The organism is Clostridioides sp. GD02404 (assembly GCF_045898275.1).
GTDB classification, from domain to species: Bacteria; Bacillota; Clostridia; order Peptostreptococcales; family Peptostreptococcaceae; genus Clostridioides; species Clostridioides difficile_A.
Genome location: NZ_JBJOCA010000030.1, coordinates 1 through 21,031, shown reverse-complemented (window position 1 = coordinate 21,031; position 21,031 = coordinate 1). Strand labels below are relative to the sequence as shown.

The window sequence follows — 21,031 nt, the reverse complement described above, 5'->3', positions numbered from 1 at the left end:
CTCCTTATCAATTGTATATTTGTCAGCTATATTACACTTAATCAGTAGATATTTTTTATAGTTAATAGCCCTAGCTATATTATAGCTTTATATACAATTATAAGTCTTTTGTGTCGATTTAAAAAGAATTTTTTTAGTTTTATATCTTTAGTTCCTAATTCTCCATAATTATACTAACTTTATTTTCAAAAATTGCCTCTACAGTATCTATAATTTCTTTTGAGCAATTATTATTTAATAAATCTAATATTTCTATTTTTCTAGGACATAAAGTTAATAAGGTACTTATTAAAAAGTCCTCATAGTTTAAATTCTCTCTTATTACCATATTTATGATTTCTTCATCATCTATACTGTCTATTTTGTTTCCATTTTTATCGTATAAAATAAATGTATTATCTTCCATTATATGAACTTTTAGCAAATCAATCTTTTCTTCTTGAGTATCTATAAAGTATTTTAAGACTCTTATAAATTCATCTTGGTCTTTCTTTATTAAATACTCCTCAACTGCAATATCACCTATAGCAGAAATATATTTCATAAATTCTCGCATTCTAAATCTAATAAAACCTTCTACGTTTATAAAATCATTTTCCTCTATATAGTTTCTCACCCTTGTAAATACTGTTTCTCTCATAAAAATCTCTTTTTTAGCAAATATGTTCAGTGAATATATGTATATATTATTTTTATCTTCAGGATATGTACGCCCATAGCATTTTAGAATGTATTCTTTTAAAAGTTTCTCTTTCATTATACTTATTATCATACTAGTTATTTCTGTTGATATCTCATCAATATTTAGAGCTCTTTGTTCAGTTTTAGTACCATTAAGTATTTTTTTATTTAATACTTCTTGCTTTGCAGAATCTATCACTACTTCTACAATGTCATTCGTATATATTAATCTATCGTTTACATTATTATTCCTCAAAAATTTCATAGAAGAAATATTATCCTTCTCAACCAAAGTTATCGCTCCTTTCTTGTCATGAGAGGAACTATAGAACCTATATCTAGTAAATTCTCACAGCTAAGTGTAACTATCTCCTTGTTTTTACTTTCTACAAAACTTTTTATACGTTCATAGTCAGGATGTTTTTTAACATCTCCACAAAAAGCTAGTTTATCCTTAGAAATTAACCCTGTACATCCACCTATAAATCCATAATTCATCTCAAATAAATTTATATGACCTTTTTCTATTAATAAACACTCTATTTCTGTATTCTTCATGCTTTTCCAAATACCTTTATCTGATGTTATTATAGATGTTCTATCTACTATACAGATTGAGCATTTAGAATAGCCCTGCTCTATATTTATCTTTTTAAGTTTATTATTTTCAATATAATCTAATATTACTTTGTCAGTGTACTTAAAGTTATGTATAGCATAGTCACCAACTATAGCAATATTGTAAGGTATATCATAAGGGTATCTATTTAATAAATTAGCTTCTCCCTTAATTATATTAAATTTATATCTACTTAATAACTCTTTGTATTGATTATATACATTCGGCGCAACAATTATATCTCCTTTTCCTAAATTACAAATACATATATCTGGGTGATATTTTATGCTTTCATATAATTCTTTACATTCTATTGTTTTTATTATCTCTATATTTCTTAATTTTAATTCATTTTCCATTAGATAACTAATTCTTTTGTCCACCAAAGCTAGACACAAATCGTCATCTAGTATAAATGGCTCTCTTGTAAATTCCATTTTTTACTCCTTTTTCTTTTTTTTGATAAATTTTTTACTTGAAATAAATAAAGTGTGTAGCAGAATTTTTCTGCTAACACACCTATTAATTAGACTTTTCTATAATTAACTCACACCCATAAAGTGCATTTTTATAAACTTTTAAAACAGTTATTAATATGTATCTTTCACTTTGTTATACTCTTTTTTTATGTACTCTAAAACATCTGGTGGTATATTTCTACTACTATTTGGAGTCAATCCTATTTCTCCATCTTTTATTTTAAATTCCATTACTTTACTTCCATGAAAACCATCTTTTATAACATTCTTTATTAATTCATAGACTGGTTGTTCCACATCTTTTACAATTGAACTTATTACATTGTTTGGTGCCATATCATATTGGTCTTTATTAATAGCTATAACTTGGCCACCATTTTCTCTTGCTACCTGAATAGCTCTTTTACTATCATCTTCTGTAACTGAGAATACAACATCTCTATCAGAATCTCTCATTTCTTTTGCAATAGTTCTAGCTGACTCAGGATTTTCAAATACATTTGAGTATTTAACTAGTAACTCAGCATTTTTATTTGAAGTTTTTAGACCTTTCCTAAATCCAGATTCATACTTATCCCTACTAGAACCCTCAACACCTCCTATAAAACCTACTTTACCAGTATCAGTCATTTTACCTGCAATAAGACCTGCCAAATATCCAGTAGAATTATCTTGAAATGATACTGAAACTACATTAGCAGGTTGGACTTTATAAGCATAGTCAACTATCGCAAATTGTTGTTTTGGATATTTGGTAGCATCTTCTTTAATTAACTCTGCAAACCTAGCTCCAACTGCTATTATCAAATCTGGTTCAGATTTATGTAGTTTTTCTAGACTTTCTTTAAAATTCTTAGAAGTCTTTGGTTTCTCAAGTTTTATTCTAATATCAAAATCCTTATCAGCTCTTTTTAGAGCTGATAGTACATTGTTATTATACGATTCATTATTTAAGTTTTCAGTGTCTAATAATACTCCAACAGTTTTTCTCACATAAGAATCATCATCTTTTATTTCATATTCCTCATTATTACTTTTGTTATCTAATTTATCTTTATTTACTTTATCTTTATTTGAAGATGTTGATACACTTTTAGACTCACTCTGTTTGGATTTAGCACTATTTATATTAGAATTATCTTTGTTTACTTTATCAAGTCCAAAATCAAAATCACATATAGCTAATATAAAAATTGTAAACACCACAACAAAGCAGAGCATCAATAGTCTTTTTATTTTCACAAAATTCACTCCCTGATATAGAACATGAAGTCTCTATAGATTATTTATTGTTCTTATTAACATATTCTAACACATCTGGAGGAACATTTTGAGAGCTATTTGGAGCAAGTCCAGTACTTCCAGACTGAACTGTATTTTCTATAACTTCTCCACCTTTATAATTTCCCTTTACAAAACTTTGTATCATATTATAAGTGGGCTTTTCAAAATCTTTTACAATAGAGCTTATAACATTTTCTGGAGCCAAATCATGTTGGTCTTTATTAGTAGCTATAACTTTCTTATTTTTCGCTCTAACTGCATTTATTACAGTCTTTGAATCATCTTCAGTAGCAGAGAAAATAACATCTACCCCATTATCCATCATTTTTTTAGCTATAGACTCAGCCGATTTACTATCCTTAAAGACATCCACATATTCAATTGAAACATCCTTTATACTACTATTAGAAAATTTAATACCTTCTTTAAAACCTGCTTCAAATTTATCTCTACTAGAGCCCTTTACTCCACCAATAAAACCGACCTTATCACTTTCAGTCATCTTTCCAGCGATTAATCCAGCTAGATATCCAGATTTATTATCTTCATAAGAAATTGAAGTTATATTAGAAGGTTGCTTGTCATATTCATAATCTACAATTGCAAATTGTTGCTTTGGATATTTCTTAGCTACCTTCTCCAGTGGTTTTGCAAACCTCGCTCCTACAGCTATAATTAAATCTTGATTGTCATTGCATAAAATATCTATACTCTTAGAAAAAGTCGACGAATCATCTGATTCCACTTTATTTGTATCTATATTAAGTTTCTTTTTAGCATTGTCTAATGCCAATAAAGCAGCATTATTCATAACTTCATTGTTTGTTCCTTCAATATCTAGTATCATAGATATAGATTTTTTTGAATTATTTTTGTCAGTTATATTACTTTTATTATCTTTGTTAGAATTAGAATTGTTGTCAGGATTATTGCTACACCCAACCAACATTCCAGCTGTCATTGCTACGGTTAATATCAATATCAACACTTTTTTTAAATGCATCAAATTTCACTCCTTATACTTTCATGACATTTTTATATACTGCCTATAAATTTTTTATATATAATTTACACTCTTATTTTGAACTCTTTACAATAAATCTTACTATAAAAAAGTGTGCAATAGAATTTTATCTATTTACACACTTCCCTAAAAACTAAATCTAATATATCAACACTTAATTTTATCTAAAATAAATCCAATTTAGCATATCAATATTTAATATTTTATCTTAATCTAATAAAAAAATAACTAATAATTTAAAAAATATTATTTATTTTTTTAGACATATGATACCAGTGACACCAGGTCCAGCATGTGCACCTATACACACACCAATTTGGAAAAATCTAATTTCCTTAGGTCTTAATTCATCTTCCATAACCCTAGATAATTGTTCTTTTTCCTTAAAATCATCACTATATCCTATATACACAATTTGGTCTGATAAATCATCCCCACAATTTGATTTTATCAAGTCCATCATCTTAGAAATTACATTCTTCTTTCCTCTTACTTGAGATATTTGTGAAACTAGTCCATCTTTTATCTCTAGGATAGGTTTTATATTTAATATGCTTCCTATTGCTGCTTTAGTAGATGATATTCTTCCTCCCTTTTGTAAATATTCTAGTGTATCCACCGAAAATATAACAAAAGCTTTCTCTTTTAAATCATCTAAAACAGGCAATATTTCATCAATAGACTTTCCTTCACTTGCAAGTTCTCCTGCTTTTATTACAAGTAAACCAGTTCCCATACAAAGCAAGTTAGAGTCGTATGTATATATTTTACCTTCTACATCATTTTTTGCCATTACAGCACTTTGATACGTCCCTGTGGCTGTGGCAGAACCTGCTATATAAAGTATCTCTCTATCTTCACTAGTATACTTCTCAAACACTTCCTTAAATTGGGCATAAGTAGCTTGAGAAGTTTTTGGATATGCATTTTCTTCTCTAAGCTTTTTATAAAATTCATCTCCAGATATATCGATTCTATCCTTATACTCTTTTTCCTCTAATATAACTGTTAACGAGACAATATCTATATCATATTTATCTAACAAATCTTTTGGCACGTCCGATAAACTGTCACAGATTATCTTTAGATTTTTCATTAAGTATGCTCCTTTCTCATTTAGGCTTGGTAAACTACCTCATATTAGGGTATCCTATTTGTCTTAAAGCTTCGTACACTACTATAGCAACTGAATTTGATAAATTTAGTGACCTAGCTTTTTCAACATCCAACATAGGTACTCTAATACAAGTATCCATATTTGCTTTCAACAAAGGTTCTGGTAATCCCTTTGTTTCTTTGCCAAATACTATAAAACAATTTTCTTCATATTTCACATCTGAATGTGACTGCTTAGCCTTTGTTGTAGAAAAAAAGTATTTGCTGTTTGGATACTTTTCTTGTAATTCTTCAAAGCTATCGTAATATTGTATATCAGCTATATCCCAATAGTCAAGCCCACATCTTTTTAGGTGTTTATCATCTAATGAAAAACCTAATGGCTTTACTAAATGTAAAGTTGAACCTGTTGCTGCACAAGTTCTTATTATATTTCCTGTATTTTGAGGTATTTCTGGTTCTACTAATACTATATTTAATGACATTTTTATCCTCCCTAAGTATTGCTCTTAATTTATTAAACTTTATTTTATAAACAGAATAACAATAATATTATACTATTATATATAATAATGTTAATAACAATTTTTACTTAGTTATATATAATAGTTTTCTATCTAACATTTTCATAAGTATTATTATATCAGAAAATCCCTCTTGTACAACTTACTTTGATAAAAGTTATTTCATTTCATTAATTTCTTTATAATAATTACAATCTTCTTTTATTGGGCAATCTCCACATTCTGGATTTCTAGCTTTACACATTCTTCTTCCATGAAAAATTAATACATGATGTGAGTGTGACCATCTTTCTTTTGGTATAGCTTCCATAAGTGCAAATTCTGTTTTTTGAGGATTTGGCTCATCCACTATCCCAATTCTATTGGTAACTCTAAATACATGAGTATCTACTGCTATTGCTGGTTGATTAAAGGCGTTACTAAGTACAACTCCTGCTGTTTTTCTTCCAACGCCAGGTAATTTCACAAGTTTTTCTAAACTATCTGGTACCTCACCATCATATAATTCACATAGTTGTTCAGATGTATCTTTTATTTTTTGAGATTTACTTTTATAAAGGCCACAACTTTTTATCTCTTTACTAATTTCTTCAATACTCAAGTTGGCAAAGTCTCTTGCTGTATTGTACTTTTTAAATAACTCTGATGTAACTTTATTTACCCTTACGTCAGTACATTGAGCTGATAGAATAGTAGCTATCAAAAGTTCAAAGGCTGTCCCATAATTTAACTCACATGTAGCATCTGGGTATAGTTTTTCTAATTCATCTAAAATCTTGTTTACATCTTTATCATTTACTGACTTATTCTTATTCTTAGATTTACTTTTAGTTTCTTTATCTGATTTTTGTGTTTTCTTATTGGAATTAGTACTCTTTGATTTTTTGCCTGTTTCAGTTTTTTTATCTTCTTCAATATCACTAAAATTTGATATATCTTTCTCATCAATTATTTTATCTTTTTTACTAATTGCTTTATTCATTTCTTTTTTAGGTTCAACTTTATTTGTATCTTTTTTATCTATATCTTCTTTCCCTTTTAGATTTTTTTCATTTATCTCTTGGTTCGCTTTTATGTCTTCATTTTCTTTTATGTCTTTTTCATTTATCTCTTTTAGATTTACATTTTTCATAATTATCCCCCTTTAAAGTACTAATTTATAAGACTCTATTTATAAATAGTTTAATCATCTCAACAAAAAATAAACATCAATATATAAAATATACAAAATAAAAATTCAATCTACATATATTTCACAAAAAAAGCAAAAACCTATTAAAGTTCTTGCTTTTTATTATACATAAATACCCATTAAATTCTATAATAAACTTATTCTTTTGACACAGTTTGTATCTTACTAAAGGATATCAATTTTTCTTTTACTAATTTCTTTATTTCTTCAAATTTAACATCTGTCAGTATCTCTATAGCCTCTTCTACTCTTTCAACTGTATATATCTTAAATTTCCCATCTAATATAGCATCATTAACTTCATCTGATAAAACAAGGTTTCTCTGATTCTTCTTAGGAATTATAACTCCTTGCTCACCATTTAATCCTTTAGTTTTACATATAGAATAAAATCCTTCTATCTTTTCACTTATTCCACCAACTACTTGTATATCTCCCTTTTGATTTATAGAGCCTGTAACAGCAATATTCTGCTTAATTGGCACTCCACTAAGAGATGACAATAGTACATATAATTCTGCCGAAGAAGCACTATCTCCATCTATTCCACCATAATTTTGTTCAAAACAGATATATGCATTTAGTGACATTATTAAATCCTGTGCAAAGTTCTCAGAAAGATAACCGCCTAATATAAGCACTCCTTTGTTATGTATAGAGCCACTCATATTTACTTCTCTTTCTATATTTACTATGCCTTTACTTCCTGGACTAGTGGTTGCTGTAATCCTTGAAGCTCTACCAAAAGAGTACTCTCCTGTACTTAATACAGATAGACCATTTATCACTCCAACCTGTTTTCCCTCTGTCTCTATTAAAGTAAATCCATTTTCAATTGATTCATCCATATGTGTCTCTACTCTATTAATTCTTTTTCTCTTTTCACTTATTGCTTTCTTAACATCACACTGCTCTGTATATCTTGAATTTCTAAATTCTGCATATGCACTTCCTTCTATTACAACTTCCATTATTTTATTAAATTTAGTTGATAATTTTCCTAAATCACCAGACAGTCTAGTGCTAAATTTGACAACTTCACCAACAGCTTCCTTAGTAAAATGTCTTAAATTATTCTTATCACATTGAGATGCTATAAATCTGGCAATTCCCTCTTCATTATTTTCATTCTTATCCATTTCACTATCAAAATCCACGAATATTTTAAAATATTTTTCAAAATCTTCATCATATCTGTATAGAATATCATATATATAGTGGCTTCCAATCAATATTAATTTTACATTTAATGGCATATTTTCTGGCTTAATTGCTGTCTGGGTTTCCAATATTACTTTTTTTGTTTGCAAAGTCTTTTTAAGGATTTCCCAAGACATCGTATATTTTAACAACTGGTCTGCATAAATCACTAAGTAACCACCATTAGCCCTATGAAATGCTCCTGATAATAGTTTTGTAAAATCAGTCTTTATATTGCCATTTGCATAATCGTATTCTGCCTTTCCAAATAAATTTGCAGGACTTGGATTTATCTCTACTATAACAGGTGCTGATTCTTTGTTTTTTGAACCTCCATTGTCTACAAATAGGTTGATTTTATATTTAATAAAATGTTCTTTATCATATTTATCTTTTAATTCATCTTCATCTAAATAGAATAAGTACATATATTCTATTATATCTTTTTTTACTTTTTCCAAATAAGCTTGGATTTTATCATAATTTTCATATTTTTCGCACAATGTCTTGATGTGAGGTTCTACTACAAGTTTAGCTATCTCTTCTTCAAGCTCTAAAACAGCTTTTTCAGCTATTTCTTCTAAATCTTTAATTTTATATACGACCTGTATAGCCATGTTTTCCAGTTCTCTTTTTGCCTTATAGAACTCCTCATCAGATATGTCACTTTCATCTTCCTCTTCTTTCAAAGGTATAAAGACTATTCCCATTTTACTCTGTTTTAATTTAAATCCTTTTTCTTCTCCGTACTTCTTAATTTGCTTTAGTAACATATCTTTTTCTATTTCATATTCGTCCAAAAGTTTATTTTTTTCTATTTCAAAGCTTTCACTTTCAAACGCATTTTTAAAATCTTCTAAAAGACTCTCAATTAACTTCTCCATGTCTTTCTTAAGTTCTCTTCCAAACCCTTTTTCTAACTCAACTATAATAGGCTCTCTAGGGTTTTCAAAATTATATATATAGCACCAATCTTTATGTGTATTTTTTTTGGATGCATATTCATTCAAAACCTTTAAGGCATAAGTACTTTTTCCTGTTCCAGATTCACCAGCTAAGTATATGTTATAGGCTGGATTACTTATTCTTAGACCTAATTCCATAGCTTCTACAGCTCTTTCTTGACCTAGTATACAATCTAGTGGATTTATTTCAGATGTATTATTATATTTCAATATTCCCCCACCTCCCCATATTTAACGTTAATGATATAATATGACTTTGATACAATAAGTGTTAAAGTAAGTTCACATTAAAGTATATGAAATAGACTCTTATTATTAGTCATTATACTTATCTAAAATTATTTCCATATTTCTCTTTATTATATTTCTGCCCCTCCAACTAAATGCTCTATCTCCATATCTCCTTTTAAATTCTTTATTTGAAATATTTTGTATCTCATCATAATCCAAATAATCTATTATATTTTCTTTAAATTCCAAAATATGAGTTGTTGGTATTCCAACATTATGTGGACATACTTCTTGACAGATATCACACCCAAATACCTTTTTACTACTCTTTAAAACAGATTTTTCTTCCTCTGACAAATCTCCTTTTTTTTGAGTTATATATGATAAACATTTCTTGGGATTCATATCATAATTTCCTAATATAGCATTTCCCGGACAATATTTTACACACTTACCACATTTAAAACAGCTTTTTTCTAGTGGTTTATCTTCCTCAAATTCATAATTATTTACTATATATCCTATAAATATATAAGAACCATACTCATCAGTTATGATGTTATTGTTTATTCCAAAATATCCTATACCTGATAAATAAGCTAAATATCTGTCAACTAATGGCCCATTATCAGCAAATATCTTGTATTTAAAATCTTCTACTGTTTTGGATATATAATCACAAATTTGTTGTAAAAAGTCCTTTACTACAATATGATAATCCTTTCCACGACAATATTTTGATAAATTTGAATTTTCGATTTTTTCTTGTCTATTTATATGATATGGAAATGCACATACTATTATAGAATTAGCTTCCTCCATTATATTTCTTGGATTAATCCTGTTATCAATTATTGGTTCTTCCATCCCAGTCAAATAATCTTTTTCCTGTCTATCTTCAAGTATCTTTTTTAGATTGTCATACTTGTCTATACCAGCTATTCCTACACACTTTAATCCTATAAGATTACAAAATTCTTTTAATTCCTTATTATTCATAAAATTATTCCTTTTTAATCTATTTAATACTACTTAATCTATTTAATACTACTTAATCTATTTAACCTATTTAATTTAGGTTATAAAACTACAATTATTATTACTATATTATAAAATGAGCTAAATTATAATATAAGCCTCATCTCTTTATAATAATATCCATTTATCCTTTAATATAACTTGTTTTATATACTCTATTTCTTATTATTCTACAATAACAACTTAGTTTAAACTTTTTTTACTATTTTTTTAGTAATCATCTTACTAATATGATTTCTCTACTTTACTCCAATACTTATACAACTCAAACTTCACCATATAATTAAATTATCATCTATTTTCCATTTTAATATAATTATAATTTTTATGTTTTCAACAATGTAATACATATCATACTGATAAATTATAGTCACAAAATTAAATATAACTTTAACTTGCAATTATATAGTGTATTTTACATTTTTAAATTTACCATTCATAATAGGCAATATAAATTTTATCATATCTAAATTTATCACTTACAAAAACATTAAAAATAAGAATTTGCTTTTAAATCATCCACAGATTATAATAAATACTGTATAAGGATGGTGAACAATTTGATTAAAATAACAATTCCAGGTAGACCCATTAGTAAATCTAATTTTAAACTTCATAATATAAATGGTCAAGCATGGATGCCTTCAAAGGGAAAGTATTCTAAGTATTTAGCATATGAAAACATGATTGCAGGTTTTATAAACCAACAGTATCAAGGAGAAACTGTTGAAGAAAATCTAATAACTGTTTTAAAATTATACTTCCCAAACAAGAGAATGGGAGACTTACATAATTATCCAAAGAGTATTTGTGATGGTATTGAAAAAAGCGGAATAATAAAAAATGATAAACAACTTAAGCCAGTACTTTTATTCGACTTTATCGATAAGGATAACCCTAGGGTTGAAATTGAACTTTATCCAGTATCTAAATATGATATATCTTATAATATTTTTGAGAAATAAAGATTTTATATACTAATTGATACTATAGTAATGCTATACAAACTATAACAATAATATTTGTGCTATAGCTATACTCACACAAATTTTAAATTTATATGATACTTGTAGCTATGTAAATTTAGTACTTATAAAATTACTGCATTCATATAAATTTAACATTTGTATATAAAGACGTATCCATATAAATAAAACATATTCACATAAATAAAGCATATCCATATAAAAAGAAATCGGAGTAAACTTACTACACCGATTTCAACAAATAAAATCTATCCTAATTTTTCGACAACAGTCTTCAACATTTCTCTTATTGGAAGTTCATATGGACATCGACTTTCACAAAGACCACAGTCAATACACTCAGTAGGTTTAACATCCATAACCTGATATTTTTCTTTAGCCCACTCTTCAAGTCCATATCTAGTGTAATATCCTTCACATAAAAAGCTCAATGGTATATTTATTCCAACAGCACAAGGCATGCAGTATTCACATCTTCTACAGAATTTTTTACCTAAAGAATTTCTTATTTCCTCAATTTCTTTATTATCTTTTTCATCTAGCACAAGATTTTCAAGTACAGCAACATTCTGTCTAACCTGTTCAACACTTTCCATCCCTGGTATAACTACATCTATATAGTCTTTAGATAATATGTACTTAATAGCTAATGTAGCATTATCTAAAGCCCCTCCAGCTAAAGGCTTCATTACTATTATTCCAATTCCTTTTTCATGAGCCTTTTTAAATACCTCATCTGCTTGTCCTTCAACTATATTGTAAGGAAACTGTATAGTGTCAAATTTTCCACCTTCTATAGCTTTTTCTATAGTACTTAAATTATGGCTAGTTATCCCGATGTGCTTTATCTTACCTTGTTCTTTTGCCTCTAAAAGAGCATTATAAGCCATCTTATCTTTAAAAAGATTGTCATACTCCTCTTCTTTAACATTATGGAATTGATATAAATCTATAAAATCAGTTTTGAAATTATTCAAACTTATCTCAACATCTCTCTTCATTGAGTCATAATCTCTAGACATACTTTTAGTAGCTAAGAAAAATTTATCTCTTTTCCCTTCAAGAGCAATTCCAATTGCTTCCTCACTTATTGTATACCCTCTTGCACTGTCAATAAAGTTTATTCCTTGTTTTTCTAACTCATTTATGACTAAGTTAGTATCCTCTTGAGTAATTCTTTGTATTGGAATTCCCCCAAAGCCAACTCTCTTTATTTTCATATTGGTATTGCCTAAATTTCTCATATCTTTCCCCACCTAACTTTTAATTAATTTTTATATAATATAAATGTATCACTTTTAATTATACAACAAATTATGAGAATTTTTGCAATATATTTATATTCTATTAAAATTACACATAGCAAATAAAATTTTATTTACTAGATAGTATCTCTTTTATCATTTTAAGTTCTCTCTTATGACCTTCATCATCAAAAGGAGTCTCTAAGAAAAATGGTAGGTCTTTCAGGCTAGGATGTTCCATAAAATCAATCAATGCTTTTAATCCTATCTTTCCTTCTCCTATAGGAGCATGTCTGTCCTTTTTATCTCCAAATGGCATCATACTATCATTTAGATGAACAGTTTTTAACTTATCTATCCCTATAATCTTATCAAATTCTTCTAAGACTCCATCTAAATCGTTTACTATATCATATCCAGCTGAAAAAATATGACATGTATCAAGACACACACCTATTCTTTCTTTGTGTTCAATTTCATCTATTATACTTTTTAATTGCTCAAACTTAAATCCTATTTCAGTTCCTTTTCCTGACATAGTTTCAAGAAGTATAGTTATATTTTCATCACCCTTAATAGCATTATTCAATCCTTTTACTATTCTCTCTATACCAAAATCTACTCCACCACCTACATGACTACCTGGGTGAAAACACATGTATTCAATTCCTAGTGAATCCATCCTTCTTATATCTTCATCTATCACTCTTGTCGCAAATTCGTATACATCATCCTTTGTACCACCTAAATTCATAGTGTATGGAGCATGTACAAGTAATGGTGCAAAATTATTTGCCTTTCTAATCTCTTGAAACTTGGCTATATCTTTTTCATCAAATTCTTTAGCATTTCCTCCTCTTGGATTTCTACTAAAAAATTGAAATGTATTTGCACCAATGTATACAGCTGTCTCAGCTGCTTTAGCAAATCCTTTTGCTATTGAAAGATGTGTTCCTAATTTAATCATATTAATCTCCTTTTATTTTTACTTAGATTCTTATTTGTACTTATATTTGTGCTAAATTTTAATTATAAATTTCTAATAAGTAAGTTTTTATTTTAATACAACTTTAATTTAATGTAACTATAATCAATTTCATGTATATTAATTTTAAATTTTAATATTTACAATTTAATTATACCCATTTTAAGAAATTTCAAATATTATAATCTTATAGATTATTTATCCACTCCTTACATATATCTATATATGTCTTACATTTTAATTATAATTTCACCACATTTTATTTATATAAACATTACAATTTGATTATATATCTTTTACAATCCTTTATATAAACAGACAAAAAAATAGAGACTAAAAATCATTTTTTACTCATACCAAAAGCCATTTTTTGATTATTAAGTAAATTCTGATGTTCAATCTCTAACTTTATGTTTTTAATTAATCCATAATTAATGGTTCTAACTAGGACATTCTTCCTCAAGTGTAGGAATTACAACCATTGCTATATCATACTTAGAACCTTCAACGTTGTGTTGTCTTTTATTTAAAATTTCATCTATCTTTGACTTCATAGCATCACTGAGTTCAACTAATTCATCATGAGTAAGAGAAATATCATGATAATCAACTATATTTTCATTTTCTAAAACATCTTCTTCTGCTGCCTTATAAAAAACTTCACTCATGTTTTCAAATTTTGATATGTACAATTCTTCTTTTTCTTCCCCATTGTCTAAAGAAAAATTAAGTATCCTATTCCCTATAACCACATTTTTTGCACTTGGATAATAGTATTTTTCCACAATCCCCGACTTTATTTTTTCCTCAACTAATTCTAAAATACCAACTTTGTATAACATTTTTATATGGTAGTTTATTTTTGCATGAGGTTCTTCCAATAATTGAGATAATTGTTTTGCTGACAATGGCGATTTGTCAAATGCTTTTAGAATATCTATTCTACGTGGATGCGCAATAGCCTTTATGCACTCCAAATCTCGTAATACCAATACCTCTTTCATTGACCCCTCCTAAAAAATTTATTTAATTCATATTTCTTTACAATTTAATTATATATTAAATTATATGTTGTTGTCAAAAAAATCCTTTCTTAAAATTTTAAAAAATATTTAATTTGAGTTTATTTGACAACTCCTCTAAAACTTTAACTCCTGCGACGCTGTTACCTTTTTTGTCAAGTGCAGGTCCATAAACACCAATACCCATACGTCCTGGCACAGAAGCCATTATACCACCCCCAACTCCAGATTTTGCAGGAATCCCAACTTTAATAGCAAATTCCCCAGAAGCATCATACATTCCACAAGTCATCATAAATGTTTTGACAATTCTAGAAACCATTTCACTCATCAAATGCTCACCATTTTCTATGTCTACTCCATAATTAGCAAGATTTATGCCAATTCTGGCTAAATCTACAGAATCTACTTCAATTGAGCATTGTTTAAAATAAAGGTCTAAAACATCTTCTACATTACCTCTGATAAATCCATCACTTTTTAATAAGTAAGCCATTGCTCTGTTTCTATCTCCAGTCATTTTTTCAGACTTATAGACATCATAGTTTATTCCTATATTATCATTCTTTGCTAATTTCCTAAAGAAACTAAGCATTCTTTCTTCTTTTTCTTCCAAACAGCTCCCATTTATAAGAGAAGTAGTTACTATAGCCCCTGCATTTATCATTGGATTACAGGGTTTTTTTGTGTCATTAATTTCAAGTTTCATTATAGAATTAAATGGGTCTCCACTTGGCTCCATTCCAACGTTTGAAAAAACGTCTTCCCAATCATTGTCCATAAGTGCCATAGCAAGCACAATTGGTTTTGAAATACTCTGTATAGTAAACTTTGTGCTACAATTTCCAGCACTGTAAAGATTGTTTTCACTATCTATGATACAAATTCCTAAATCATTTCTTCTAGCGTTTTTTAATTCTGGTATGTAACTAGCAACTTGTCCATAATTAGTATATTTCTTATTAGAACTTATAATTTCTTTTAATAATGTCTCATCTAACGTATTCATAGGCACCTCTTATATTATGATATATATATTCTATTTTAGCACAGATTTATACTATAATAAAACAGTGTTAAAAAAAATTATACTTTAAAACTATTTTTTACAAGAATTTATTCATTTTTCAAACAATTTAACCGTTTTAACAGTTTAATAGTTCAATATTTTAAACTTCCTGTCTTCATCTCTCCAAATAGATTCTAATATATATTTTAAAACTTGTAACCATTATAGCAAAATAAAATGGCAGTTTTTTCAACTGCCATTTTATTACTAATAAATCTAAAGACAAATACTATAGTCCAGATTAATCGACTATTTTACTTCCTCCAATAAATTCTCTAAGAATTGAAGTCCCTGGTATATCAGAAGTATCATCTAGCTCTACAAAATACTGCAAAAACTTTAGTAATCTAGTTGCTTCAATGTGAGCAGGATTATCTTCTTTTATCTCTTCCAGCAAGGGCTTAGCAAATCGCTTTAAAACTGCTAATTCATATACACAAGCAGAATTAAATATGGCATCTGCTTCATCTTGATATGGGAATATATTCTTCTTTTCGCCTCTTCTAACTGATGCCCATTGTAAGATAGTATTATCAGCACTATAACCTCTAAAATTATAATCTCTAACAATTCTTCTTATCATTCTCAAATCAGCAGTAGGAATTCTATTATGGTCATCCAAGTTTATTTGAGTAAGGGCACTTATGTATATCTTAAATTTATCTTCATCTGGTATAGATGACGTTAAAATAGGATTTAGCCCATGTATACCTTCTAGTATAATTGGTTGGTTTGAGTCTATCTTTATTTTTTTACCAGTATATTCTCTCTTTCCTTCTTTGAAGTTGAATCTTATAGCATCAATTTCTTCCCCTGCTAAAAGACTCTTTAAGTCTAAGTTAAATTTTTCTAAATCTATAGCATAAATTGATTCAAAATCATAATTTCCATATTCGTCTAAAGGGGTATGTTTTCTATCTATAAAATAGTCATCTAAAGAAATCGAAATAGGATTTAAATTATTTACTCTGAGGTGTATAGATAATCTATGAGCAAAACTTGTTTTTCCAGACGAAGATGGAGCTGCTATTAAGACTACTCTCTTATTATTCTCTTTTATCATATCTGCTATTTGAGATAATTTTTTTTCATGTAACGCTTCAAATGTTCTTATTATATCTCCATATTCTTTGTTTTCTATTATCTTATTAAGTGATACTACCTTGTCAATTCCCATAAGTCTTGACCATTCTTCCGCTTCATAATATACGCTTGATAATTTAGGCTGAGGTATAAATTTCATAGGTTTAGTCTTATCTTCTTCACTAGGGCCTAGAATTATAACTCCTCCATTGTAAAGCTTAATATCAAATGATTTTATATAAGCAGTTGATGGTAGCATATACCCATAAAAATGGTCTATATAGTTTCTACACTTATATACTTTAGCACTATCATACTCTTTATACTTTAAAAGCTCTGCCTTTTCATACATTTCATTGTTTTCAAATATGGAAATAGCTTCGTCTCTTGTAACTTCAATTTTTTCTATGGTATAATCATTGTTTACTATCTCTTGCATCTTGTTTTTTATATTTTCAACATCCACTTCTTTAAGTTTTCTATCTATGTGAACTTCACAGTATAGCCCACCAGATAGTGAATGTTCTATTGTAACTCTACTATCCCAAAATATTTCTCTACAAGCCATTACAAATACAAATGACATGACTCTAAAGTAAACTCTCTCACCATCTTCATTAGTAGTATCTAAAAAATTTATCTCACAATCATTCTTCACTCTGCAATTTAACTCTTTTAACTTATTGTCCACAACTGCAAGTGTTATATAACCCTTATGCTCATCACAAAATTCTTTTGCTATATCACCTAGTCTAATTCCTAAAGAGTTTTCTTCTAACGAATATTCTTTATTTTTTCCGTCTATTTTTAAGTTTATTTTTTTCACTTCAACATCTCCTTCCTTTTGATGAATACAAATTTTAATCAACGAGGCATATCAACAAGTTAAAGAGAGGTATTTAACCCTCTCCTACAATACGATTCAATTTACTTATAGTATCTTCAATGTCTTCGTAGTTTATTTCTAGTACTAAATATTCTGCATCTAACTTTAAGACCTCTTTAATTCCCTCTTCAGATAAAATTCCTTTTCCTATGCCTACATGTATATCATTGATACCATCATTATCACTTAAGTGTATCAACTTTATTTTATCCTTCAAGTTCTTTATATAATCATCCTCATCAATTAAACAGTGTCCAGTATCGTAACAAAAACAAATCTTAGAATTTTTAATCCTATTAAATATATATTCAAAATCATAGGATATATTTCCAATATTTGAAAAATCCCCACTTTTTGAATATGTATTCTCTATACATATATACGAGTTTGTATTTACCTTATCTAAAAAATCTACACTATTGTCTAAATACTTGTTTCTATTCTTTTTAATCCTATTTGTCATAACATAGCCCAAATGAAGATTAAAATACCTTATATCAAACCCTTTGAGCTCAAATTCTATTTTCTCAATAAAATTTATCCATGAATCTCGTATATACTCTATATTTTCGCAAGTATTTAACTCCATAGGTAAGTGTATCCCTACAGATAATCCTAGTTTAGAAATTCTATCTTTATATTTACATAACTCACTACATTCATATATATTGTCAATCCCAATCTCTAAATGAGTTATTTGCTCTATTTTTTCACAAATATCTAAAGCCTCCTCAAGATTAAACAATAAGGATGCTACACCAACTGCCATACAAATCACCTACTCAAAAATGCCTATGTCTGTAAAAGGAAACACTCTTAAAATAACCTTCCCTTTAATATTTTGCTCATCTACTAATCCTACTTCTTTATATCTACTATCCAAGCTTACTTCCCTATTATCTCCCATCGCAAATACTTTTCCCTTAGGAATCACCATATCAATATCGCCTTCAGTATAATTATCATGTATATATGAAACTTCATTTAATAACTTGCCATTTATATAAACCTTTGAATCACTAATCTTTAGATGGTCACCAGGTACACCTATAACCCTTTTTACAAGTTCTTTTTTTCTTCCATCATCCTGTAATAAGTCAGTCTTAAATATCATTATATCTCCACATTTTGGTTCTGATAATTTATATGTCATCCTATTTGCTACCAAATAGTCATGTGACTTAAGTGTTGGGTACATAGATTCTCCATTTACTAGTGTTGGTTTTATAAAACGAGTTATAATAAATGCAAAAAAAAGTGCAGTAATAATTATTTTTATCCACTCTACAATCTCTTCTTTAATAGTTTCATTCATTCACAAATTCTCCTTTATAGTTATATTATCTTTATTAATAATGCATTTCTAACATTATCTTTTAGATAAGTCTACTAAATAAGGTGTTGTCTTTTTTATACAGACAACTATTGTGCATGGTCTGGTGATTTCAGTTAATCAGCGATTGCTCCAAATTTTATATGTTTAGTCAATAGTTCCTATCTTAGAAAATGGATACAATCTGACTAGAACCTTTCCTAAAACGGTATGCTCGTCGACCAATCCAACCTCATCGTATCTACTATCTAAACTTTTTTCTCTATTATCCCCCATAGCAAATAATTTTCCTTCTGGAACTACGATATCAATATCTCCATCAGTACGATTATTATGTATATAGGAAGTCTCATTTAACAATTTATCATTTACATATACCTTGGAGTCTTGTATTTTTACATGGTCACCAGGAACTCCGATGACTCTTTTTACTAAGTCTTTTTTCTTTCCATTTTCTTCTGTTAAGTCGGTTTTGAATACTATTATATCTTTGTATTTTGGCTCTCCTACCTTGTACGCGATTCTATTAACTATTAGGTAGTCACGTTCAACCAGTGTAGGATACATTGATTCTCCCTTAACTATTGTTGGCACTATAAAACGAGTTATTGCAAATGCCAGAACAAGAGCTATGACAATCACTTTTATCCACTCTACAATTTCTTTTTTAACTGCTTCACCCACTAAAATCGTCTCCTCTGTGTTAAATATTAAGTCAATCTACAGCAAAATAATCTACCATAAACTTACAATATAAATATTATACTTCTTTTTTCTACTAGTTTAAAATAATTTTCTAAGACCTTTAGGATAATGATTCTTAATTACACCAGCAGATTCTTTTCCCCAACCTAAAGGTATGCCTTCAACTGATACCAAAACCCAGCCTCTACTTTCATTAGAATTTACAACATCCCCTTTTAAGTATTTAAGAATTGAATCACTCTGTACACTAAAGTTTTCGACATTTTTTACATCTTCAACCTTTAAATAATGAGATAGTGCATGAGAAGGCTCAAATCTATTCTTCTTTAAAACCCCTAAATGCAAACCGTATCTCAATACTTTTAGTTTTTTCGTATCTGGATATACTTCTGGAAGTAGGTACAGGTTTTCTCCTCTTAAATAAAATTTATTTTTTTTATTACTATAAAAATCAACCTTTAAAAATTTCTTTTCAAACTCCCTATAATCCTTTATTTCTTTATCTAAATTTTTTATTTTTAATTCTTTGACATTACACTCTTCATCTTCCAATTTTTTTATTTTGGCAACAAAATGACCTTCTCCCTTTATTTTATGGGGCCATAATCTTTCCATTTCAATAAGTTCTGCATATGGATATTCACTTATAAACTCATTTATAACATGTTCATTTTCTTCTCTTGAAAAAGTACATGTTGAATAAATTAAAATACCATCCTTCTTCAACATTTTATATCCATCTCTTATAATTTCTTTTTGAATAGATTGACATTCTAATACCTTTGCATAACTCCAATCTGATATGGCCACCTCGTCCTTTCTAAACATACCCTGACCAGAGCAAGGTGCATCTATAACCACCTTATCAAAATACCCATTAAATGTCTTTCTTAAGCTTTTAGAATCGGTATTTGTTATAATACAATTTCTCACTCCAAATCGCTCTAGGTTTTCACCTAAAGCCTTAATTCTACTAGCATTAATTTCATTAGAGACCAATAGACCTGTATCATTTAATTTAGACAATATATATGTAGATTTCCCACCAGGAGCAGCACACATATCGAGTACCTTATTGCCCTCTTTAATATCTGCTTTTGGTATCACACTCATGGCAGAAGGCTCTTGCAAATAATATGCTCCAGCCTCATGCAGTGGATTTCTACCAGGTCTATTGATTTTATCATCATAATAAAAACCCTCTTCTGCCCATGGTATCTGTGACAAATCAAATAAATTTAAATCCAACAGTTTCTTTTTCTGAACCTCCCATGACTAAAGTCACAGGGTTCCTGTTTCATAGAATTTCGCATACTGAAATATGTCTTACCAATTCTCCACAGGCTATCCCCGTAGTTCCTACGG

General features: G+C 28.4%; 19 protein-coding genes. 1 reads left to right on the top strand and 18 read right to left on the bottom strand.

The window, feature by feature from the left end; translation table 11 throughout:
* Positions 1–154 precede the first annotated feature (154 nt).
* The 9 genes from Q3287_RS15885 to queG form a co-directional block, all read right to left on the bottom strand.
* A complete protein-coding gene (locus Q3287_RS15885) occupies positions 155–946 on the bottom strand; it encodes a putative sporulation protein YtxC (protein WP_227832229.1) in 792 nt (263 codons plus the stop codon).
* Positions 947–975: 29 nt separating this feature from the next.
* Complete coding sequence (locus Q3287_RS15880) at positions 976–1,737, bottom strand: DUF6873 family GME fold protein (RefSeq protein ID WP_054269092.1); 762 nt, start codon at positions 1,735–1,737, stop codon at positions 976–978.
* A 153-nt stretch (positions 1,738–1,890) separates the two neighbouring features.
* Positions 1,891–3,021 carry a BMP family ABC transporter substrate-binding protein gene (locus Q3287_RS15875; protein WP_223152737.1) on the bottom strand — a complete coding sequence of 377 codons (1,131 nt, stop codon included), beginning with the start codon at positions 3,019–3,021 and terminating at the stop codon, positions 1,891–1,893.
* A 40-nt stretch (positions 3,022–3,061) separates the two neighbouring features.
* A complete protein-coding gene (locus Q3287_RS15870; RefSeq protein WP_407964396.1) occupies positions 3,062–4,066 on the bottom strand; it encodes a BMP family ABC transporter substrate-binding protein in 1,005 nt (334 codons plus the stop codon).
* A 271-nt stretch (positions 4,067–4,337) separates the two neighbouring features.
* Positions 4,338–5,183, bottom strand: a complete 846-nt coding sequence (locus Q3287_RS15865; protein WP_054269090.1) for a DegV family protein — start codon at positions 5,181–5,183, stop codon at positions 4,338–4,340.
* 34 nt (positions 5,184–5,217) lie between these two features.
* On the bottom strand, positions 5,218–5,688 hold the full coding sequence (gene trmL, locus Q3287_RS15860; RefSeq protein ID WP_003429657.1) for a tRNA (uridine(34)/cytosine(34)/5-carboxymethylaminomethyluridine(34)-2'-O)-methyltransferase TrmL: 471 nt from the start codon (positions 5,686–5,688) through the stop codon (positions 5,218–5,220).
* Positions 5,689–5,884: 196 nt separating this feature from the next.
* On the bottom strand, positions 5,885–6,859 hold the full coding sequence (nth, locus tag Q3287_RS15855) for an endonuclease III (protein ID WP_407964395.1): 975 nt from the start codon (positions 6,857–6,859) through the stop codon (positions 5,885–5,887).
* Between the two features lie 197 nt (positions 6,860–7,056).
* Complete coding sequence (locus tag Q3287_RS15850) at positions 7,057–9,294, bottom strand: ATP-binding protein (RefSeq protein WP_054275841.1); 2,238 nt, start codon at positions 9,292–9,294, stop codon at positions 7,057–7,059.
* A 105-nt stretch (positions 9,295–9,399) separates the two neighbouring features.
* Positions 9,400–10,314, bottom strand: coding sequence for a tRNA epoxyqueuosine(34) reductase QueG (queG, locus tag Q3287_RS15845; RefSeq protein WP_407964394.1), 915 nt, complete (start codon positions 10,312–10,314; stop codon positions 9,400–9,402).
* A gap of 599 nt (positions 10,315–10,913) precedes the next feature.
* Between queG and Q3287_RS15840 the strand changes: the two genes are divergently transcribed.
* Positions 10,914–11,318 carry a RusA family crossover junction endodeoxyribonuclease gene (locus Q3287_RS15840; RefSeq protein ID WP_021383211.1) on the top strand — a complete coding sequence of 135 codons (405 nt, stop codon included), beginning with the start codon at positions 10,914–10,916 and terminating at the stop codon, positions 11,316–11,318.
* A 269-nt stretch (positions 11,319–11,587) separates the two neighbouring features.
* On the opposite strand, the gene Q3287_RS15835 is transcribed toward Q3287_RS15840, so the two are convergent.
* The 9 genes from Q3287_RS15835 to Q3287_RS15795 all read right to left on the bottom strand — a co-directional run bounded on the left by Q3287_RS15835 (position 11,588) and on the right by Q3287_RS15795 (position 20,917).
* Positions 11,588–12,583 (bottom strand): aldo/keto reductase, encoded by a 996-nt coding sequence (locus tag Q3287_RS15835; protein ID WP_054269087.1) that lies wholly within the window; start codon positions 12,581–12,583, stop codon positions 11,588–11,590.
* A gap of 130 nt (positions 12,584–12,713) precedes the next feature.
* On the bottom strand, positions 12,714–13,550 hold the full coding sequence (locus tag Q3287_RS15830; RefSeq protein ID WP_054269086.1) for a deoxyribonuclease IV: 837 nt from the start codon (positions 13,548–13,550) through the stop codon (positions 12,714–12,716).
* Positions 13,551–14,008: 458 nt separating this feature from the next.
* Positions 14,009–14,572, bottom strand: a complete 564-nt coding sequence (locus tag Q3287_RS15825) for a transcriptional regulator (RefSeq protein ID WP_054269085.1) — start codon at positions 14,570–14,572, stop codon at positions 14,009–14,011.
* A 97-nt stretch (positions 14,573–14,669) separates the two neighbouring features.
* Positions 14,670–15,599, bottom strand: coding sequence for a glutaminase A (gene glsA, locus Q3287_RS15820; protein ID WP_054269084.1), 930 nt, complete (start codon positions 15,597–15,599; stop codon positions 14,670–14,672).
* 301 nt (positions 15,600–15,900) lie between these two features.
* The gene (locus tag Q3287_RS15815; RefSeq protein WP_054275838.1) at positions 15,901–17,568 is read right to left on the bottom strand and encodes a nucleoside kinase; all 1,668 of its coding nucleotides are present in this window, start codon (positions 17,566–17,568) and stop codon (positions 15,901–15,903) included.
* 73 nt (positions 17,569–17,641) lie between these two features.
* Positions 17,642–18,397 carry a sugar phosphate isomerase/epimerase gene (locus Q3287_RS15810; RefSeq protein ID WP_054275837.1) on the bottom strand — a complete coding sequence of 252 codons (756 nt, stop codon included), beginning with the start codon at positions 18,395–18,397 and terminating at the stop codon, positions 17,642–17,644.
* A gap of 9 nt (positions 18,398–18,406) precedes the next feature.
* Positions 18,407–18,943: a signal peptidase I gene (gene lepB, locus Q3287_RS15805; protein WP_054269081.1), complete on the bottom strand. Its 537-nt coding sequence runs from the start codon at positions 18,941–18,943 to the stop codon at positions 18,407–18,409.
* A 165-nt stretch (positions 18,944–19,108) separates the two neighbouring features.
* A complete protein-coding gene (gene lepB, locus Q3287_RS15800) occupies positions 19,109–19,645 on the bottom strand; it encodes a signal peptidase I (protein WP_054269080.1) in 537 nt (178 codons plus the stop codon).
* 99 nt (positions 19,646–19,744) lie between these two features.
* Positions 19,745–20,917, bottom strand: a complete 1,173-nt coding sequence (locus Q3287_RS15795; RefSeq protein WP_407964406.1) for an RsmF rRNA methyltransferase first C-terminal domain-containing protein — start codon at positions 20,915–20,917, stop codon at positions 19,745–19,747.
* Positions 20,918–21,031 lie beyond the last annotated feature (114 nt).